Here is a 19,044-nt window from a genome sequence, read left to right on the forward strand (position 1 = left end):
CCCCTTGTCAAGGGAGCCAGATACCTGCTCCCCATTCATCCAGCTTCTGGCGCCGTGACTCGAAGTCGGGCAGCACCTGGCGGACACTCAGCCAGAACTCGGGGGAGTGATTGGCGTGGCGAAGGTGGGCGAGCTCGTGGACAAGTACGTAGTCGACCAGAGGTGCGGGGAGCTGCATCACTGCCCAGTGGATGTTGATGGCGCCGTTGGTGGAGCAGGATCCCCACCGGTAGCCGAGGGTGCGCACGACGAGATCCGTCATCGGTGCCTTCATCCGCTCGGCCCATGGCTTCGCCCGCGCGGGCAGCCATTGCTGTCCACGTTCCGCGTACCAAGTGATCAACTCATCTGCCGCACAGGGACGTCGGTCTTCGCGCAGCCTCAGTCGGCCGTCTACCAGAGCCACGGGGCGAGTGGCCTCCCGGACCGTCTTGAGGCGGTAGCTTTTTCCGAGGTAGTGGAAGCCTTCGCCGTCGCGGAAGCGTCGGTCGGGGCGTTCGGCGGCCTCGTCTCGCCGCTCGGCTACTTTGGTGTGAAGCCAAGTCGCGCGGGAGCGCAGGAGCTTCTCCAGGGCAGTTCGGTCGACGTCTGGTGGGACGGCCGCGACGATGGTCGCGTCGCGTTCCACCGTGACCCTGACGCTTCGCCGCCCGGGTACGGTCACCACCTCGATGGCCAGGCCGCCGATGTTCAGCGGCTCAGCCGGGGCTTCAGGCATGACGGCAGCTCAGTTCATTCTGGTTGTGGTGCACGATGTCGCGCAGTGCGCCGGCCAGGTTGTCGGCCTCGGGCCCGGTGTGGCTGTTCAGCACAAGCAGCATCCAGATCTCGCGCTGGAAGTCGTGCTGGGCTGCGGCGTTGGTCCAAAAGGCGTGCTTGACGCTGTGGCGCAGGGCGAGCTCCACGGTCTGGTGGGCCAGGGTCACGAACTCGGCTCGCAGGTCGTCGTCGATGACCCCGTCGGTGATGACCGTGGTCAGTTGCTGATAGAGGGCTTGTTCCAGACGGGTGAGGCTGCGGACGTCGTCGGGCAGGCCGGAATCCGCGCCTTCCGATGTGCCTGTCATCTCCTGGGCGAGCGCGTCGAATGCCTTCAACTGCTCGTCCCAGTCGGTCGCGTACTTCCTGAGGATGCCCTCCAGCCGCTCGCGCAGCCTCTTGAACTCGACGGGGTTCTCACCGAAGTGCAGCTCGATATGGTTACGGATGGCGTGCTTCATCATCGAAGCCTTGGCCCGGGCGCCGGGCAGCTGTTCCACCTTCGTACGGAAGTCGTCGGAGGTCAGGCGCGTCGGCTCTATCATCCGTTCCACGCCGAGCGCCTTGACGTGTTCGTCGATCAACTCGGCGACCTTGCGTCCGTACGCAGCAGGGTCGAAGGCGTCGGTCTCCTCACCGAAACGCTGCTTGGCGAGTTTCGCGACGAAGAGGAACAGCCGGGCGGCGGGCTGGTAGGGACGGGCCTCTTCCCGCGGCATGATCAGGTTCAGGGTGGCGAGGAATTCTCTCAGCAGACGCCGGAATTCGATGCGCCGCGGCTCGTCGTCCAGAGAGCTGACGAGGTCGTGTACGGCGGCCGTGTCGTCCGGGTCGACCAGGTCCTTGGTCAGCTGGAAGTGGTGGCGCAGCGCCGCGCACTGCCGCTCTAGCTTGTTCTCCTCCTCCTTGAAGTCGATCCGGGGCACGCCCTCCTGCTCGTCGGCTGCATAGGCGGCCATCGCCTCAAGGAGTGCCTTGGAGACACCGGCGTAGTCCACGATGTATCCGGCCGTCTTGGCCTCGGCCGTCCGGTTCACCCGGGCCACCGCCTGCAGCAGTTCGGCCTCGCGCATCCTGCGGTCCAGATACATGACCTGTTCGCGGGGCGCGTCGAACCCAGTGAGCAGCATGGTCCGTACGATCAGAAAGGCGACCGGCTTGGAGGCGGGCGTCAAATCCGACGGCCGGGGAAACGGGCTGCGGAATGACTTGATCGCCCTCTTCTGGGCGCTCTCGTCTGTCCACGCGCGCCAGGACTTGTCGTCCACCTCTGCGTCTGCGGAGATGACAGGCACGAAGTCGATTGCCTTGAGCAGGGCCAGCTGGGCGTGGGCCGCGACCAGGAGCCGCTGACGCGCGGTCCGTTCTTCCTCTGGTTTCTGCAGCCACTTGTCCAGGACCTGCGGAGAAGTCTTCTCGACCTCGGCGACCAGCTCCGTCCTAGCGTTGAGCAGTGCCTCGCGGTAGAGCACCGCGATCCCCCGGGAGTAGGCCACCACCTGGGCCTTGAAGCCCTCCTTCATGGCACCCTCGACGTAGTGCCGAAGCATGTGCCTGGCCTTGCGCTGGATCATGTCGTCCGCGCTCAGTACGGCTGCCGACGTCGCGTACCTCTGCTGGAGTTCGTCGTACTGCTCGTCGGTGAGCTCGGGGAACTCTTCCTCAAGCTTTTCGTCCAGACTTTCGGCTTCGGTCACCGCGCCCTTGGCGATGTGACCTTCGTAGAAGATCGGGACGATCGCCCCGTCGTTCTCGGCGTCCTCGATGCGGTACTTGTCGATGAACTCGCCGAAGGTCGTGCTGGTCAGCTTCTTGCGGTTCATGATGATCGGTGTGCCGGTGAAGCCGATCCTGGCCGAGTTGGGCAGTGACTCCATGAGGTTCTGGTGCAGGTCCGAGCCATGCGAACGGTGCGCCTCGTCGACCAGGATGAGGATGCCCTCGTCGCTGTTGACCAGGCCCCAGCCCGGCGTCCGGTCGTGGGCAAGAGAGTCGGTCTTCTTCTTGCGGGCCTTGTCGGTGTCGAGTTGCTTCTGGATCATCACGAAGACCAGTCCTGCCCCATGCCGCCCGAGCACCGTCGGTACATCGGACGCGCGTGTGACGACGTCGGGCTTCTCCCCCGTGAGGGCCGCGGTCTCCGCGAGCTGCTCCTGCAGCTGCTTGCGGTCTGTGACCACGACCACCTTGATGTGTTCCAGGCCGGGGGTCGAACGCAGCTTGCGCACCAGGAACACCATCGTCAGGGACTTACCCGAGCCCTGGGTGTGCCAGACGATGCCGCCGCGCTTGTCCTCCCTGCCGTGTACGGCCTTCGTCTCACCACGCACCAGCCGGGCAACCGCCTTATGGACAGCCCGGTACTGCTGATAGCGGGGAGCGATCTTAACCCGGGCGGTGCGCCCTTCTGCGATCTCCACGTCCTGGAAGACGACGAAGTTCTTGACGATGTCGAGGAGGCGAGCGGGATGCAGCACGCCGGCCGTGAGAACCTTCTGCGCGTCGAAGAGGACGTCGTCCGGGTTATAGCTGCGCGAGGTGATCTCCTCCGCTTCGAGGGGGTACGGATCACGCCACACCACGTAGTCCTGCAGACGCGCGGTGAAGGTGCCCAGCAGCGCCTTGTCCCCCGTGCTGGCTACCGTCAACTGGACTGTCCGGAAGAGCAGTTCACTGCCTCGCGGTGCACCACCGTTGCTCGTCTGATTCGCGTAGCGGCGCAGCTGCTGGACGGCTCGCTTTATCTCACCACCGACGGCGGCGAGCTTCTTACACTCGATGACCACCAACGGGATGCCGTTCACGAACAACACCAAGTCGGCGACCATCACCTCGCCCTGGCTGCCGGGAATGGCCATGCGGAACTGGGAGACCGCCAGGAAGTCGTTGTTCTCCGGCCTCTCCCAGTCGATGAACCTGACGGTCTGGCGCCGGCCGCCGTCCCAGTCCGCGAACCCTGGCACGTCGACGCCGTTCAACAGCGCGTGCGTCGCGGTCTCGTTGGCCGCCACTAGGCCGCCGCCAGCGCTGGCCGCACCCCGGGTGAGCGCGGAGATGGCCTGAGCGGCCCGCATGTCGTCCACCCACGGAGTCCCATCCGGCCGCCGGTTCACCTTGCGCAAGCGGCGGCGGAGAATCTCCTCCAGCACCGCTTGATCAAAGGTGCGGCGACGCACGGCCGACTCCCCCTCCGGCTGCAACTCCGCGTCCGCGGTACCCCGAACGTGCCGCCACCCCATGCTGGGGTGCGTGAGCTGGTCGATCAGCGGCTTCTCAACGTAGCGGTACTCGGGGCCGGACTCGGACATATTGAGCTAACTCCTTCGGAGAGAAAAGCCAGTTAACTGTTGGGATGAACAAAATAAGCGCGCCCTTTAGGCGGCGCTCTGCCCATCGAACCGCACCCGCCCCGCGGCGAGGTCTCCCAAGACGGACTTTTTGAACAGCTCAAGTCTCCGGATCAAACCCAACCCCTGGTTCACCCGTTGTGAGATATCCGAAACGATCTCGGCGATTCGGCGCTGCTCATCCAGCTCTGGAATCGGCACCAGGAACTTCTCCACATCCCCCTTGGTGATGTTCGCGTCCTTGCGCGTACTTACGCCTACGCTGCGCCAGCGAATCCGCCCCTGCTGCAAGGCCGCCATCAGATATGCAGGAAGGACTCGATCAACATCCTTTACTTCAAGTGCGCAGACTGCCTGGTTTACAGCGGCGGGAACTCCCAGAAGAGCAGTTCGACCGATCTGCGCCCACCCCCCGTACATCGCTACAAGAACTGTCGACTTTGGATATACTCGCAAATTGAGGTTGCGCAAGGCCGATGCCGTCACCTGCTCGTCAGTAGACCACAGGATTCCCTCATTCAGATCCAGTGTCTTTACCCACGAAGTACCGGAACGCGAGTAGTATAGATCCGCTTCCGAGCGTGGCGGGGTAGTCCCAGATCCCACGCTGCAAATATCGGAAATACTCGCAACGCCCCAGGGTTCTGGCAGTTCCCCGAGAGGACTTTGGCGCAGTTCTCGATCGGAAAGGAGTCCACTTTTAAATAGAAGCTCGATCGAGCCGCGCTGAATAGACTCTTCCTTCTTCAGGAGAGCACGAGTCGCCGTGATCTGCGCATCGACCTCGTCAAGGATCTCAGCGATCCGCTGCTGCTCTACCGGCGGCGGGAGTTTCACCGTCAGGTTGAAGAAGTCCTCGACCCCTACATTCAAGAGCCCGTGATTGCGTACACCTTCCTTGGCGATCCATTGAATATCGTCATCGAGTACGCCCGCATTGAAGTAGTGCTGCAGGAAGGACGAGTGGACGACCGTAGGATCCGGGCGGAAACAGATATACAGCGGGGAGACCACACCAGCGTCGTAGCGCTCGAGGCTTCGCACCACCCCTACGGGCCATCCATCTGAGTAGCTCTTGTTGTAGGCAAAATCGCCTTTGCTCAGCAGGTAGTACTGCGACAAGTCCGCACTGGCCACCCTGCGATTGAAGAACTCTTCCTGGCTCACGAGTCCGTGTGCGGCAGAGATGGTGAGCACGTTGGCGTTGCCCATGGTGTTCCGCGTCGCCACCCGTGCTGCGATGTCACGGAGCTTGACTGTACGCCATTCGGCGAGCGGCGCGTTCACGTCGGTGTCACGCATATCCCAGCTCCTCCAGGTACCCTCGCAGCCGCTTTGCAGATACTTCCCGCTCCCGTTCGAGGTCTTCCAGCGTTACCGCATACTTGTCGCCCCAGTTCCGGAACGCGGCTACCAGGCCGCGCCGGTCGGATGCAACAAAGCGGTCCATGCGAGCACATAGGTCTGCTTTCAGAAAGCCGAGCACGATGGCCTGTGCCTGCGCGTGGGTTAGTTTGGCCGCCGCTGCCTTCAACTCCTTAACGAAGGCTGCCTTCAGTTCGGCCAGCTCCTTCTTGGCTTCTGTCTGCTGCTTCTTGAGGGCCCGCAGCTCCTTGGGTGGCAGGACCTTCGAGAGGTCGAGTTCCTCTTCGTCGTCCTCGTCGGCGCCCTTGGTCTTCTTGGGTGGGGAGCCCGCCTTGACCTTGGCGTCGAGTTCCGCGGCGAGTGCTTCGGCTGACTCGAGTCGCTCGACGTATGCCGGGATGAGTTCCGGCACGAGGCGGTGTTCGCGTGCCTTGCGCTGAGCTGCCCGTACCCGTGCCTTCGTCTTGGCGTCTGCATCAGCCGGCGGTTCGGCGAAGGCGGAGTCGATGCTGGCGACCCAGCGGTCCACCACCCCCTTAAAGCCGGTGAGTGCCAGGCTGCGCAGGTCGTTGCGGGTGTCGAACCACCAGGCAGCGATGGTGCCCGACAGCTGGTAGTGGTCCAGCAGCTTCACCGGTTCCAAGACCTGGGTGAAGGTGGTGAGAAGTTCCTGGCGAGTGGACCACAGCTGCTGGTGTTCGGGGAGCTCGTCCAACCGGCCTCGGTGTTCCTCCCACCACTTGTTGAACGCTTCCGCGAGATCGACTTCCCGGCCTGCCGCGAGGTCGGAGATGCGGGCGCTTGTCGCGTCGTATCCCTCGTCGAGGAAGTCGTAGTAGTCCTCGTCCCGTTCTTGGAAGAGCTGCTTGCCCGCGTCGATCCCGAAGGCGTCGAACTGGGCTTCCCGTGCGGCGACTTCCGCCTTCGGGATGCCGCCGTGGAGGTGGGCGCGTACGTCCTGCGGTTCGGGGGCGGGGGTGTTGTCGACGTAGCGACGGATGTTGAGGTTGTAGTCGTTGTCCGCGAGCTCCTGATAGGGAACGACGCGGGCGAAGCCGTCGATTTCCTTCCATCCCTTGTAGGCGGAGACGATCTTCTCTGCGTGCTGGGCTTCCAGGAGGTTCTGCGTGCGGCCTGCGGTGATCTCGCGCTCAGCGTTGATGAACAGCACTCCGTCGCGGCGTCCTGCGGGAGCACCCTCGCGTCCGCGCAGGATGAGGATGCAGGCCGGGATGCCGGTGCCGTAGAAGACGTTGGGGCCAATGCCGATGACGGCTTCCAGTCGGCCTTCCTCGATCATCCGCTGGCGGATCTCCTTCTCCACACCACCGCGGAACAGCACGCCGTGGGGCATGACAGAGGCCGCGATGCCGTCCGGCTCCAACACGGCGAGGCAGTGCTGGATGAACATGAGGTCGGCCTTCTTGCCGGACTCCGGACACCAGCCGTAGGCCATGCGCTCGGGATACTCCATTCCCTCCTTGCGGTAGTTCTGCGCGAAGGGCGGGTTGGTGAGGATCCGGTCGAAGCGCTGGAGTTCGCCGTTCTGCGTATGCATTGGCTTGGCGAGGGTGTCGCCGTGGTGGATCACGCCATCGGCAACGCCGTGCAGCAGCAGGTTCATGCGGGCCATGGCCCAGGCGCTGCCGTTGTCCTCCTGTCCGTAGACCGAGAGGTGGGCGGCGTCACCGCCGTGCTCTTGCACGTACTCCTTGCTGAGGATCAGCATTCCGCCGGATCCGCAGCACGGATCGTACACCGAGTGCCCTTCCTGGGGCTTGACCAGACGGGCCATCATGCGGATCACGGAGCGCGGGGTGTAGAACTGGCCGCCCTTCTTTCCGCCCTCGTCGGCGAACTCGCCGATGAGGTACTCGTAGGCGTGTCCGAGCAGATCGGGGAACTCGAAGTCGTCGTTGCTGAGCCGGTACTGGTTGAAGTGGTCGATCAGCGCTTGGAGTACGGGCTTGCTCAGCTTGGTGTTGCCGCTGGCGGGACGCTTGAAGTCGATATACTCCAACACTCCGTCGAGCGCCTGGTGATTGTGGCTCTCCAGCTGAGCGAGGGCGACGTTCAGCGCCTCGGCGGGATCCTTGCGCGAGTCACGCATGACCGTCGCCCAACGAGCCGCGTCCGGAACGAAGAACTCGTGTGACGCGTATGCGTTGCGGGTCTCGGCCAGCTGCTTCGCACGCTGCTCGTCCATGCCGGCCGCACGGAACTTCTCGATGGCCTTGGCGTGTGCCACATCGAACTGGTCGGAGGCGCGCTTAAGGAACAGCAGCCCGAAGATGTAGTCCTGGTACTGGGCGGCGTCCATCTTGCCGCGCAGGATGTCCGCCGCGGCATACAGATGCCGTTCAAGCTGCGGCAATGTCAGCTGGGCCACTCGCGCTTCTCCTCATGTGGTGTTCCGTATGGCATACGTGGCATGTGTGCCGCCGCCCCAGGGTAGGGGCGGCCTACGACATTCGACTCGTTCGTCGTGTTCTGCCCGGCCTGCGCCCGGCAGCGGTGACCGCCGGCCCTATCCCACGTTCGCCCGGGACGTCGCCGCCAAGCATCTGGCTGAGCAGAGCGGGCCTGAGCGCTTCAAGTCGGTGCAGCAGCTGACGCTGGACCCTCAACTGCACGTCCACTTCCCCGAGCGCCTGGGCGATCAGGCGCTGTTCCTCGGGCGTGGGAAGCGCCACGGGGAGGTCCGCGAGCACATCGACCGTGATCGTGGCCACCGTGCCCTGATGGGTACGGGCCAGCATCTGATCCACTACCGGCGGGTGGGCAAGGTAGGCCGCCAGGTACGCGGGGTGCACGGCATGCTTGTCGGGCCGCAGCCTCATGCACGAGGAGTGGTAGATCCAGCCACTCTCCGGTTCGCCTATCAGTGCGACCCGGCCGACTGCGCCCTGGCGTACCACCACGAGATCTCCGGGGAGCAGGCGGTACCTCGCCAGCCCCTCCTCAATGCGCGGCAACGACCGAACGTGGGAGGCATCCACCCGCTGCCCTGCCGTTATGTCAGCGGGCGAAAGTACAGGGGTCCCCTCCACACCTTCGGCAAGGTCGACGAACATATCACTCGACGGACTGGCGGTGATCTGGCACAGATCACCCAGCCGGTAGTCCGCCCTCATGCCGGACCACCACCGATCCGCGGGCAGCGCCCGGGCATCCCCGCCAGCAACTCGGGAATGACCGCATCCGTCTGCGCCACCCACCGCGCCGCGGACTCCGACACGTACCCGAGTGCCGTGATCACCGATGCCCGGTCCGCAGCCAGATGCCGACCGGAAACGGGCTCCTGATGCGCCACCTTGTTCCGCAGCTCCCTGAGGTAGTTGAGACGCGCGTGCAGCGGCTGCCGCTTCCCTCGGTAGCCGGGGAAGCCAGGGGCCATCGGGCGCCACAGCTGCGTCTCGTAGTCCCGACCACGGCCGAGCAGTGCAACCCAGAAGCCGAGCGTGAGTTCGCGCTGCACCCCGGCCGGCGTCCAGGGCACCCCGGCGTCGAGCAACCGGCCCTCCGCCTGCTCGATCTTCTTCCGGGATACGTCCGTGAGCTGCAGACCGGTCGCCCGCCACCAGTCCTCACGACCGTAGCGAGCGGTCAGGCGTTCCGTCATCGCCCGGCGCAGCGCGTTCTCCAAGTGCCGAAGGATCTCGTACAGCGCCTTGGATATCTGCGTCTCCCAATCGAACCAGACCAGCGCATGGCGGCACTCGGACGAGCACAGCGCCCCGGCCGGGGCGTACCGTTCAGCGTCGAGCGTCTTGATCAGATGCACTTCGTCAGTGGTAGCGCAGGTCATTGACGGATCCCCCCGATGGGCCGGCATTGCACAACAGCAAACAGGACGTTATGGTGGCTGACGTAAGCCCCGGTGTGTGCCTCTGCTAGCAAGCGCCCCGGGGCATAGCTCTGCCCTGAGCACTACAGCAGGAGGCTCGGGCGCCACTTCGCCCTCACCAGCCGAAGGTAACCGTACCACGCTCAAGTACATGGCAGAACCTATCCGGGTATTGAGATACACGGCAACCATCCACGGCACGGTCGAGAAGGGCAGTGCCCGCCAAGCCCCGCAGGGCCGGTCCTCCTCGTTTCAGGTCGTGGAGGAGGCCGCTCCAGCGGGCGTGCCGGATCCAAGGGGCACGGGACAGAACCCGCCGAGCCAACCAGTGGGCGCAGATCCACCGGACCAACGCTCCCCGAGACAGTCGCACCGCGCCGCCCTGCCGCGAGCGTCGTCATCCGTCCCCGCACGATCGCCGCAACTCATCCGACCCGGGTCTTGGGCAGCCGCCTAGACATCGTCACAACCAGCGAATCTCCGCAGGTCATAGCCGGTGCGGCACGACCAGCCCTTGCGTGCGGCTTCCGCCGGGGGCCGCACCGGCAACCGGCGGCCCCGGCCCGGCCGCCGGGCCACCCACAAGTGGCTCACCGGCTCCGTCAAGCACGGCCCCGAGCAGGTCATCGCCTCCGCTTTCGACTAGGCCGAAGCCTGGGATCCCGAACACCGGCGCGACTGGATCGTCCTGGTCGACGGCGCCTGCCATCAACTCGACCTGATCCAGGCCGAAGCCATCCACCGTGGCATAAAGATCCATATCGTGCTGGACATCGTGCACGTCCTGGAGAGGCTCTGGGCCGCAGCCCGCTGCTTCCACGCCCCCGCCGACTGGGCGCCGAGGACTGGGGCGCCGCCCACGCCGCCCGCCTCCTGAACGATGCCACCGCCGACACCGTCACCGCCCTGAACACCCAGGCCGACCACCACGATCTGACCTGCGAGCAGCGCACCTGCATTGACAAGGCTGTCCGCTACCTGGTAAATAATGCCGATTTACCCAGGCTCCGGAACTGGTTCTACGCCCTGGAGGAGGAGGCGCTCGCCGGAGGCGACATGGCGGAATGACGACGAGGAGGCGCTCGCGCCCGCCTTCGACGGGGTCCTGGAACAGCGGCTGGCCGCCGTCGCCCGCATCACTCCCGCCTACCGGCGGGCCGTGGCGGTCGGCGACAGCGCCGCCGCCGAAACCCTGATCGCCTGGCTCGGCGGGCAGAGGTCGGTGGCCGCCGCCGCGAAACGCGCCGCCGGAATCCGCGGCGACCTCGACCACTTCGCCGCCCTCGGCTTCCTCCAGGGCCTGCTCACCGTGTTGCGGGACTGCGGACACCCCGGGCTCCTGCTCGTCCTCGACGAAGTGGAGACACTGCAGCGGGTGCGCGGCGACGTACGGGAGAAGTCCCTCAACGCCCTGCGCCAGCTCCTCGACGAGATCGACACCGGGCGCTTCCCCGGCCTGTTCCTCGTCATCACCGGCACCCCCGCCTTCTACGACGGGCAGCAGGGCGTACAGCGCCTGGCGCCCCTCGCCCAGCGCCTCGCCACCGACGCGCGACGCGCGCTTCGACTCCCCGCGGGCCGTGCAGCTGCGGCTGCCGGGCTTCGGCCTCGCCTCGCTCGACGAACTGGGGCGCAAGGTGCGCGACATCTACTCGGCCGACGCCCGCCACCCTGAGCGACTGGCCACGCGCACGGACGGCGCCTACCTCGACGAGCTGGCCCGAGCCGTCACCAGAGCACTCGGCGGCAAGGTCGGCATCGCGCCGCGCCTGTATCTGCGCAAGCTGGTCGCCGACGTCCTGGACCGCATCGACGAGTTCGAGGACTTCGACCCTCGCTGGCACTACTCCCTAACCCTGCACACGGGCGAACTCCGCGACACAGAGCTCAACGCGGCAAGCAGCGCGGCGGACATCCCTCTGGAGCTGCCGTGAGCCACCGGACGTCCGGCCAGGGCGGTGATGAAGGGGGCGCGCCCGACGCCTTCGATCTGCTCGACCCCGTCCTCGGACACCACATCGTCAACACCCTCAGCTCGCACACCCTGCGTCCCCTCCAGACGGAGGCCGTCGCCCCGCTCATCGCCGGCGAGGACGCCGTCCTGCTGGCATCCACCGCGGGCGGCAAGACCGAAGCGGCCATCTTCCCCGTGCTGACCCGAATGAACCGGCGCGGCTGGAAGAGCACCAGCGTGCTGTACGTGTGCCCGCTCAAGGCCCTGCTCAACAACCTGCCCCCGCGCCTGGAGACGTACGCGGGCTGGCTGGGCCGCAGTACCGACCTGTGGCACGGCGACGTCACCACCTCGCGCCGCCGCCGACTGCTCGTCGAACGCCCCGACATCCTGCTGACCACACCCGAGTCTCTGGAGTCCATGCTGGTCAGCACTCCCAGCGCTCCTTCTTCAGCGGCCTGCGCTCCGTCGTCATCGACGAGGTCCACGCCTTCGCCGGGGACGATCGCGGCTGGCACCTGCTGGCCGTCCTCGAACGCCTGGCACGCATCGCGGACCGTCCCCTCCAGCGCATCGGCCTGTCCGCGACCATCGGCAACCCCGCCGAGCTGCTGGACTGGCTCCAGGGCTCCGGGCACGGACGACGGCCCGGCCGCGTCATCGTCCCCGACGCACGGCTGCTGCCTCCACCGGCAGCAGCCACACAGCCGGCCGGAGAGATCGAACTCGACTACGTCGGCTCCGTCGCCAACGGCGCCACCGTCATCGCCGCTCTTCACCGCGGCGAGAAACGCCTCGTCTTCTGCGAGAGCAGGCGCACCGTCGAGGAGCTGGGCGAGCAGCCGCACCTGCGCGGCGTCACAACCTTCCTCTCGCACGCCTCACTGTCCGTGGACGAACGCAGGCGGGCCGAAGCAGCGTTCGCGGAGGGACGAGACTGTGTGATCGTCTCGACGAGCACGCTGGAACTCGGCATCGACGTAGGCGACCTGGACCGGGTCATTCAGCTCGACGCCCCCCCGTACCGTCGCCGCCTTCCTCCAGCGGCTGGGTCGCACAGGACGCCGTCCCGGCAGCAGCCGCAACTGCCTCTTCCTCGCGCTGGACGACGCAGGACTCCTCGGCTCGGCGGCCCTGCTGCTGCAGTGGTCGCGCAACTGGGTGGAGCCCGTCACCCCGCCGCCCGAGCCACGCCATCTCGTCGCCCAGCAGCTACTGGCCCTGTGTCTACAAGAACACCGGGTCGGCGAGAACCTGTGGCAGCAGTGGTGGGGCGGCATCGGCCCCTTCGGCCCCGGAGCGGCACCTGTCGTCCGGCACCTGGTCGAACAGGGCTACCTCGACCAGGACGAGGGCCTGCTGTTCATCGACCCGGAGGCCGAAAACCGTTATGGGCACCGCCATTTCATGAATTTGACGGCCGTCTTCACCGCCCCGCCCGAGTTCACCGTCCTAAACGGCCGCAACGACCCCGACCTGCTCACCGAAGAGGTCCAGGGGCCCCGCCGGCTCCTGCTGGCCGGACGCAGCTGGCAGGTGACCCATATCGACTTCAGCCGCCGCCGCTGCTTCGTCACCCCGGTCGACGAGGGCGGACGAGCACGGTGGGCAGGCTTCGGTACCGAGCGGATCCTCTCCTTCGAGCTGACCCGCGCCGCACGCGACGTCCTCCTCGGCCAGGACCCGCCCGTGCGCCTCACCGGGCGGGCCGCGGCATGCCTCGCTCAGGCCAGGGAGGAGCACCTGGACACGGTGCACCCCAGGGGTACCGTCATCGCCCGCCGCCCCGACGGGCACGTCCGGTGGTGGACCTGGGCCTGCCACCGCGCCAACGCCACGCTGCTGCCCGCCGTGTCACCCCACCGGCGTGCCCATCCCCACTGGATCCGGCTGCGGGACGACCTCACTCGCACGCAGTGGGCGAACGCCATGGCGCAGGCAGAGGAAGACCTGCGCCTGCCCGAGATCGATGGACGCGCTGTGCACGGCCTGAAGTTCGCCGAGGCACTGCCCGTCAGGCTCGCCGAGGCGACGCTGGCCGCCCGCACTGTGGACGAGGCGGGTGCCCGCTTCACGCTTGCAGAGCCGGTCCGGTTCGCCATACTTCAGGCCGAACCCTGAGTGCGGCCGCCCGGTCGACCGAGCACGGCGGCGTGAGAAACACCACGAGCGATGACCACGTGCCCGCCCTCACTCAGCGACGGCATCGCGCCGCGAGGGGTGACGATCTTCTTGTCCGTGACCAGGCGGGCAAGACGGTGCTCAACCTCCATCCGTTTTCGCCAAGCCCGAGGCAAGTAGCCCTTGAGCAGCTCGGATGGCGGTCCTCTCGGCAGGGCGCGCTCTCCGCTCAGACCCCACACCACCCAGCACAGGCGAGGTCAGCCGACGCCAAGGCCCAGCCACCGGATACGGCCGGTCGGCGACCGGGATTTCACACTGGATCCTCGGGGTTGTGCGGGGTCCCCGATGCTTCGTCTGACGGTACGGTGGCCATGCTGTCGGGCCGTAGCGCGGTCTGCATGATCGTGCGGCAGCGGTCCCAGGACGCAGGGACGAGGTGCCCGTACACATCGACGGTGGTCTTGATGGAGCGGTGTCCGAGCCAGCGGGAGACTTCATGGATCGGGCTGCCGTCGGGCTTGGTGATACCCGCCTCGGTCAGGACCTTGCGGAAGTGGTAGGCGTAGGTGGTGGCGGTGGGCATCGTGTTCTTGCCGCGCTCGCGCGGGCCAGTCCCAGCCCACCTGGGCCGTCGCCGTCGGCACCCCCGACCACCCCGCGATCGCCGCCTTCCGCATCGCTCACACGCAAGAGGGCGTAGAGGAGCACATCACCCTGGCTCTCGGCTACGCCGCCGACGAGCGAGCACCGATCGAACTGCTGCCCCAGCTCGCCGAGTCCCTCGCGGCCAGACACAACCTCGCCACAATGATCAGCGAACTGCGTGCAGCGCGCGCGGACCTGACCACTCCGGCCCACTACGAACCACCGCCGATCCCGATCTCCCTCACCCTCGGCCCCGACACCGTGGTCGAACTCGGCATCACCCATGTCCGCAACGCCCTGCCGGACCACACCCCCACCCAACTCGGCCCGGCCACTCGCCCCGCCCTGCACTACCCGCTCGGCGACGGCACCGACCCCGCCGCCTGGCAACGCCTGCGACACATCAACGAACACCTGAAACGTGGAAGCGGGGCAGCTGCCCGACCGTCCTGAACAGCCGCCGCTCAACCGGACCCAGCGGCCCGCCTCCGCTGCATGCGGGTGTTACTCACTTCGATCTGTCAGGGTGGAGGTATGCGGATGGGGCGGGCTGACCGCTGTGGAACGCCGGCACCGGGAGACGTCTGCCAGGGACTCGAACCTGCGACCACTGCCAACTGTCTACCGGTTCAGCCGGACAACGGTCTGGATCACGAGCTGGCCACCGAAATTCCCTGTTCCCATGTTCTGGGTCCCCCGCCCGGGACCCGAACCGGCGACCAGGCGCGCCCGCGGGATCGCCATGCGTCCGGCCAGCCTGCCCGTGCGGGCGACGACAGGGCCGTTCGTCCCATCCAGGCCCCCAGGGGGCAATCACCCGAAACGCTCGGCCCACGCGGGCATACGCGCCACCCCTTCGAACTGACTCCTGGTTCAGCTACGTCCAGCCGCGATCCAGCCGGCGTGCAGAGAACGACGGATGACGACAGGTGACGTAGCGTCAGGTCATCCAGCGGAAATCCAGCCACAGGCACACGAACGGGGTCGACTCGAATCCGGACCAACCCCGCCTGACCTGGTGATTTGCTAATTCGCCGGATCCACGGCAATGCGTGGCCTACACATTGAACCGGAACTCCACCACATCCCCGTCCTGCATCACATACTCCTTGCCCTCCATGCGGGCCTTGCCCTTGGCTCGGGCCTCGGCCACCGAGCCGGTTTCGAGGAGGTCGGTGAAGGAGATGACCTCGGCCTTGATGAAGCCCTTCTGGAAGTCGGTGTGGATGACACCGGCGGCCTCGGGGGCGGTGGCGCCCTTCTTGATGGTCCAGGCGCGGGATTCCTTGGGGCCGGCCGTCAGGTAGGTCTGGAGGCCGAGGGTGGTGAAGCCGACGCGGGCGAGGGTGGCGAGGCCCGGCTCGTGCTGGCCGACGGACTCCAGCAGCTCCAGGGCCTCCTCCTCGTCCAGCTCGGCGAGGTCCGCCTCCAGCTTGGCGTTGAGGAAGATCGCCTCGGCGGGGGCGACCAGGGCGCGCTGCTCGTTCTTGAAGTCCTCGTCGGTCAGCTCGTCCTCGTCGACGTTGAAGACGTAGAGGAACGGCTTGGTGGTGAGCAGGTGGAGGTCGTGCAGCAGCTCCGCGCGCTCGGTGCCCTGGAGGATGCCCTGGGAGAAGAGCGTGTCGCCCTTCTCCAGGATCGCCTGGGCCTCCTCGACGGCCTTCACCTTCGGGGCGACGTCCTTCTTGATCCGCGACTCCTTCTGGAGGCGGGGCAGGACCTTCTCGATGGTCTGGAGGTCGGCGAGGATCAGCTCGGTGTTGATCGTCTCGATGTCGTCCTTGGGCGAGACCTTGCCGTCCACGTGGACGACGTTCTCGTCCTTGAACGCGCGGATGACCTGGCAGATCGCGTCCGACTCGCGGATGTTCGCGAGGAACTTGTTGCCCAGGCCCTCGCCCTCGCTGGCACCGCGCACGATGCCGGCGATGTCGACGAAGTCGACGGTGGCCGGGAGGATCCGCTCCGACTTGAAGATCGAGGCGAGCTGGGCGAGGCGACCGTCCGGGACGCCCACGACACCGACGTTGGGCTCGATGGTGGCGAACGGGTAGTTGGCCGCGAGCACGTCGTTCTTGGTCAGGGCGTTGAACAGGGTCGACTTGCCGACGTTCGGCAGACCGACGATTCCGATCGTGAGCGACACGTTGCGACTTCCCGTACGTGAGGAGACTGGGGGCCAGGCGGCCGATCCACCAGTCTACGGCGTGCGGCGCCCCGCCCCTCGCGGCGGTTCGAACGCTTGGCCGGTGTCCCGTCCCGCCGGGCCGTGCGGCGTGTCAAACGGCCTATTCAACACATAAACAGACCTAGGTTGGACCAGTGGAGCAACCCAGGACGCGACCCCAGCAGCACGGACCGCGACGCGGCAGGCCGCCCCTGCCCGGACAAGGAGCCCGGGGCCGCCCCGGCGCTCCCCACCCGGAGCGGGCAGGAGGGCGCAGGCCCGGCCGGGCCGCGCGGGCGCCGCGGCCCGCCGCCGGGCCGGGCCTGCACGGCCCGGCCGCCCTCGTGCGACGGCTGCGGCAGTCGCCGAACCCCCGGCTGACCGGCCTCGGGGGCGGGCTCTTCTGCGGTGCGGCCATGCTCGTGCTCGGCTGCCTGGACGCACTGCTGCTGGGCGGTTCGCCGGCCGTCTACGGGGTGCTGTTCCTGCCCGTGTGCGTCCTCACCGCGTTCTGGACGCGTCCGGGCGACGTGCTGACCGCGCCCGTGGTGGCGCCCCTCGGCTTCACCGTGGGCCTACTGCCCGTGGCCGACGGCGGCAGCGGAGTCCTCGGCATGGTGACGGGTCTGGTGACCGGCCTCGCCACCCAGGCCCTGTGGCTGTACGGCGGCACGCTGCTCGCGGGGGTCGTCGCGCTCGTACGGCGCGGTGCCGCACGGGGGGCCGCGCGCGGTGCCTCCGCCGCCCCGGCCCGGTCCCGGCAGCGGCCCCGGCCGGTGCCCTCGTCCTCCCCGGTGTCACCGTCCGCGTCCGCCCGCGTGCGCGGCCGCACCCGCCGGTAGACCGGTGGGCTGCCTGTAGACCGGTGGGCCAGCGATGCCGCCGGGCCGGAGGGGAGCCGCTACGCCGCCCCGCTCTCCCCCGCCCGCATCGCCGCCCCCACGATGCCCGCGTTGTTCTGGAGGCGGGCCGGGACGATCTCCGCGCGGATGCCGTCCAGGTAGGGCAGGAACTTGTGGGACTTGCGGCTGACGCCGCCGCCGATGATGAACAGCTCGGGGGAGAAGAGCATCTCCACATGGGCGAGGTACGCCCGGACGCGGTGACCCCAGTGCTCCCAGGACAGGTCGTGGTCCTCCTTGGCCTTGCTGGAGGCCCGCTTCTCCGCCTCGTGGCCGTCCAGCTCCAGGTGGCCCAGCTCGGTGTTGGGGACGAGGACGCCGTCGACGAAGACCGCGCTGCCGATGCCGGTGCCGAAGGTCAGCAGGATCACCGTGCCCCTGCGGCCCTGGCCCGCGCCGAAGTGCATCTCGGCGACGCCCGCCGCGTCCGCGTCGTTGACCACCGTCACCGGGAGGCCGCCCAGCCGGTCGCCGAACAACGCGCGCGCGTCGGTGTCGATCCAGCTCTTGTCGACGTTGGCCGCCGTACGGACGGTGGCGCCGCCGGTGACCACGCCCGGGAACGTCAGGCCGACCGGGCCGGTCCAGCCGAAGTGGGCGACGACCTCCCGGACACCGTCGGCCACCCCGTCGGGCGTCGCCGGTCGCGGGGTGAGCACCTTGTGGCGCTCCTGGGCCAGGTCGCCCTTGTCCAGGTCCACCGGGGCGCCCTTGATCCCCGAACCGCCGATGTCCACACCGAAGATCTGCATGGCACCACGTTACGACGCGCCACCGACAGTCACGTGCCGCCCTGAGAGGCCCTGGACGGCCCTCAGTCCGCCCTCAGTCCTCCGACGCGCCCGAGCCGCCGCGCTCGGCCGCCAGGCTCGCCGCCTCCTCGCGCAGATCCCGGCGCAGCTCCTTGGGCAGCGAGAAGATGATCGACTCCTCGGCCGCCTTGACGATCTCCACGTCCTCGAAGCCGCGCGCGCCGAGCCATTCGAGCACCTGCTCGACCAGGACCTCCGGCACCGAGGCCCCCGAGGTCACACCGACCGTGCTCACGCCCTCCAGCCAGGACTCGTCGATCTCGTCGGCGAAGTCCACCAGATACGCCTGGTCCGCACCGGCGAGCTTGGCGACCTCCACCAGGCGCTTGGAGTTGGAGGAGTTGCGGGAGCCGACCACGATGACGAGATCCGCCTCGGCGCCCATCTGCTTGACGGCGAGCTGGCGGTTCTGCGTGGCGTAGCAGATGTCGTCGCTGGGCGGCGAGATGAGCTGCGGGAACTTCTCCTTGAGGGCGTCGACCGTCTCCATCGTCTCGTCGACGGAGAGCGTGGTCTGCGAGAGCCACACCACCCGCGACGGGTCGCGCACCTCGACCTTCGCCACGTCCTCGGGGCCGTCGACGAGCGTGATGTGGTCGGGGGCCTCGCCGGAGGTGCCGATGACCTCCTCGTGGCCCTCGTGGCCGATCAGGAGGATGTCGTAGTCCTCCTTGGCGAAGCGGACGGCTTCCTTGTGGACCTTGGTGACCAGGGGGCAGGTGGCGTCGATGGTGGCGAGCCGGCCGCGCGCGGCCTCCTCGTGCACGACGGGTGCCACGCCGTGCGCCGAGAACATCACGATGTTGCCCGGCGGCACCTCCTCCGTCCGCTCGACGAAGATCGCGCCCTTCTTCTCCAGGGTCTGCACGACGTACTTGTTGTGGACGATCTCGTGCCGGACGTACACCGGAGCCCCGTACTGCTCCAGGGCTTTCTCGACGGCGATCACGGCGCGGTCCACACCCGCGCAGTAGCCCCGGGGGGCGGCGAGCAGGACACGGCGGCCAGACGTAGCAGTCATGGCCCCCATCGTAAGGCCGTCCGTACCGCGCCGAAGATCCCGAGGGTGCGCGGCCCGGGAGCCGGGGCGGCGGGCGGCGGCCGGGGGGCGCGCGGACCGTC

General features: G+C 67.4%; 12 protein-coding genes and 3 pseudogenes. 5 read left to right on the top strand and 10 right to left on the bottom strand.

Annotation, left to right across the window (positions count from 1 at the left end):
• Positions 1-7: 7 nt before the first annotated feature.
• The 6 genes from ACWDYF_RS34605 to ACWDYF_RS34630 form a co-directional block, all read right to left on the bottom strand.
• Positions 8-718, bottom strand: a complete 711-nt coding sequence (locus tag ACWDYF_RS34605; protein WP_389473547.1) for a M48 family metallopeptidase — start codon at positions 716-718, stop codon at positions 8-10.
• A complete protein-coding gene (locus ACWDYF_RS34610) occupies positions 711-4,067 on the bottom strand; it encodes a type I restriction endonuclease subunit R (protein WP_389473549.1) in 3,357 nt (1,118 codons plus the stop codon). Before ACWDYF_RS34610 ends, ACWDYF_RS34605 begins: the two co-directional genes overlap by 8 nt.
• 66 nt (positions 4,068-4,133) lie before the next feature.
• On the bottom strand, positions 4,134-5,408 hold the full coding sequence (locus tag ACWDYF_RS34615; protein WP_389473551.1) for a restriction endonuclease subunit S: 1,275 nt from the start codon (positions 5,406-5,408) through the stop codon (positions 4,134-4,136).
• Positions 5,401-7,860, bottom strand: a complete 2,460-nt coding sequence (locus ACWDYF_RS34620; RefSeq protein ID WP_389473553.1) for a type I restriction-modification system subunit M — start codon at positions 7,858-7,860, stop codon at positions 5,401-5,403. The genes ACWDYF_RS34615 and ACWDYF_RS34620 overlap by 8 nt, the downstream gene beginning before the upstream one ends.
• Positions 7,861-7,933: 73 nt before the next feature.
• A complete protein-coding gene (locus ACWDYF_RS34625) occupies positions 7,934-8,605 on the bottom strand; it encodes a restriction endonuclease subunit S (protein WP_389473555.1) in 672 nt (223 codons plus the stop codon).
• Positions 8,602-9,255 carry a hypothetical protein gene (locus ACWDYF_RS34630; RefSeq protein ID WP_389473557.1) on the bottom strand — a complete coding sequence of 218 codons (654 nt, stop codon included), beginning with the start codon at positions 9,253-9,255 and terminating at the stop codon, positions 8,602-8,604. The genes ACWDYF_RS34625 and ACWDYF_RS34630 overlap by 4 nt, the downstream gene beginning before the upstream one ends.
• Before the next feature lie 577 nt (positions 9,256-9,832).
• On the opposite strand from ACWDYF_RS34630, the gene ACWDYF_RS34635 reads away from it, so the two are divergent.
• The 3 genes and pseudogenes from ACWDYF_RS34635 to ACWDYF_RS34645 all read left to right on the top strand — a co-directional run bounded on the left by ACWDYF_RS34635 (position 9,833) and on the right by ACWDYF_RS34645 (position 13,393).
• Positions 9,833-9,964: a hypothetical protein gene (locus tag ACWDYF_RS34635; protein ID WP_389473559.1), complete on the top strand. Its 132-nt coding sequence runs from the start codon at positions 9,833-9,835 to the stop codon at positions 9,962-9,964.
• Positions 9,965-10,306: 342 nt separating this feature from the next.
• Positions 10,307-11,252, top strand: a pseudogene (gene brxD, locus ACWDYF_RS34640) (BREX system ATP-binding protein BrxD).
• Positions 11,249-13,393 (top strand): annotated as a pseudogene (locus tag ACWDYF_RS34645) (DEAD/DEAH box helicase). The pseudogenes brxD and ACWDYF_RS34645 overlap by 4 nt, the downstream one beginning before the upstream one ends.
• A 313-nt stretch (positions 13,394-13,706) precedes the next feature.
• On the opposite strand, the gene ACWDYF_RS34650 reads toward ACWDYF_RS34645, so the two are convergent.
• Complete coding sequence (locus ACWDYF_RS34650; protein ID WP_389473561.1) at positions 13,707-13,979, bottom strand: hypothetical protein; 273 nt, start codon at positions 13,977-13,979, stop codon at positions 13,707-13,709.
• Positions 13,980-14,047: 68 nt separating this feature from the next.
• Here ACWDYF_RS34650 and ACWDYF_RS34655 point away from each other — a divergent pair.
• Positions 14,048-14,494: pseudogene (locus tag ACWDYF_RS34655) on the top strand (DUF6177 family protein); the annotation flags it as partial.
• Positions 14,495-15,098: 604 nt separating this feature from the next.
• Here the strand turns inward: ACWDYF_RS34655 and ychF are convergent.
• Positions 15,099-16,187, bottom strand: a complete 1,089-nt coding sequence (gene ychF, locus ACWDYF_RS34660; RefSeq protein ID WP_018565182.1) for a redox-regulated ATPase YchF — start codon at positions 16,185-16,187, stop codon at positions 15,099-15,101.
• A gap of 176 nt (positions 16,188-16,363) precedes the next feature.
• Between ychF and ACWDYF_RS34665 the strand changes: the two genes are divergently transcribed.
• The gene (locus tag ACWDYF_RS34665; protein WP_389473564.1) at positions 16,364-17,050 is read left to right on the top strand and encodes a DUF6542 domain-containing protein; all 687 of its coding nucleotides are present in this window, start codon (positions 16,364-16,366) and stop codon (positions 17,048-17,050) included.
• A gap of 59 nt (positions 17,051-17,109) precedes the next feature.
• Here the strand turns inward: ACWDYF_RS34665 and ppgK are convergent, their stop codons facing one another.
• Complete coding sequence (gene ppgK, locus ACWDYF_RS34670) at positions 17,110-17,862, bottom strand: polyphosphate--glucose phosphotransferase (RefSeq protein WP_018565180.1); 753 nt, start codon at positions 17,860-17,862, stop codon at positions 17,110-17,112.
• A 73-nt stretch (positions 17,863-17,935) separates the two neighbouring features.
• Positions 17,936-18,952: a 4-hydroxy-3-methylbut-2-enyl diphosphate reductase gene (locus tag ACWDYF_RS34675; RefSeq protein WP_389473566.1), complete on the bottom strand. Its 1,017-nt coding sequence runs from the start codon at positions 18,950-18,952 to the stop codon at positions 17,936-17,938.
• Positions 18,953-19,044: the final 92 nt, after the last annotated feature.

The sequence above is a fragment of the Streptomyces sp. NPDC003284 genome, from assembly GCF_053589675.1.

What these genes read in the sequence shown, in the direction of transcription:
- ACWDYF_RS34605 (WP_389473547.1), bottom strand. Translation starts at nt 718, where the DNA reads ATGCCTGAAGCCCCGGCTGAGCCGCTGAACATCGGCGGCCTGGCCATC.
- ACWDYF_RS34610 (WP_389473549.1), bottom strand. Translation starts at nt 4,067, where the DNA reads ATGTCCGAGTCCGGCCCCGAGTACCGCTACGTTGAGAAGCCGCTGATC.
- ACWDYF_RS34615 (WP_389473551.1), bottom strand. Translation starts at nt 5,408, where the DNA reads ATGCGTGACACCGACGTGAACGCGCCGCTCGCCGAATGGCGTACAGTC.
- ACWDYF_RS34625 (WP_389473555.1), bottom strand. Translation starts at nt 8,605, where the DNA reads ATGAGGGCGGACTACCGGCTGGGTGATCTGTGCCAGATCACCGCCAGT.
- ACWDYF_RS34650 (WP_389473561.1), bottom strand. Translation starts at nt 13,979, where the DNA reads ATGCCCACCGCCACCACCTACGCCTACCACTTCCGCAAGGTCCTGACC.
- ppgK (WP_018565180.1), bottom strand. Translation starts at nt 17,862, where the DNA reads ATGCAGATCTTCGGTGTGGACATCGGCGGTTCGGGGATCAAGGGCGCC.
- ACWDYF_RS34675 (WP_389473566.1), bottom strand. Translation starts at nt 18,952, where the DNA reads ATGGGGGCCATGACTGCTACGTCTGGCCGCCGTGTCCTGCTCGCCGCC.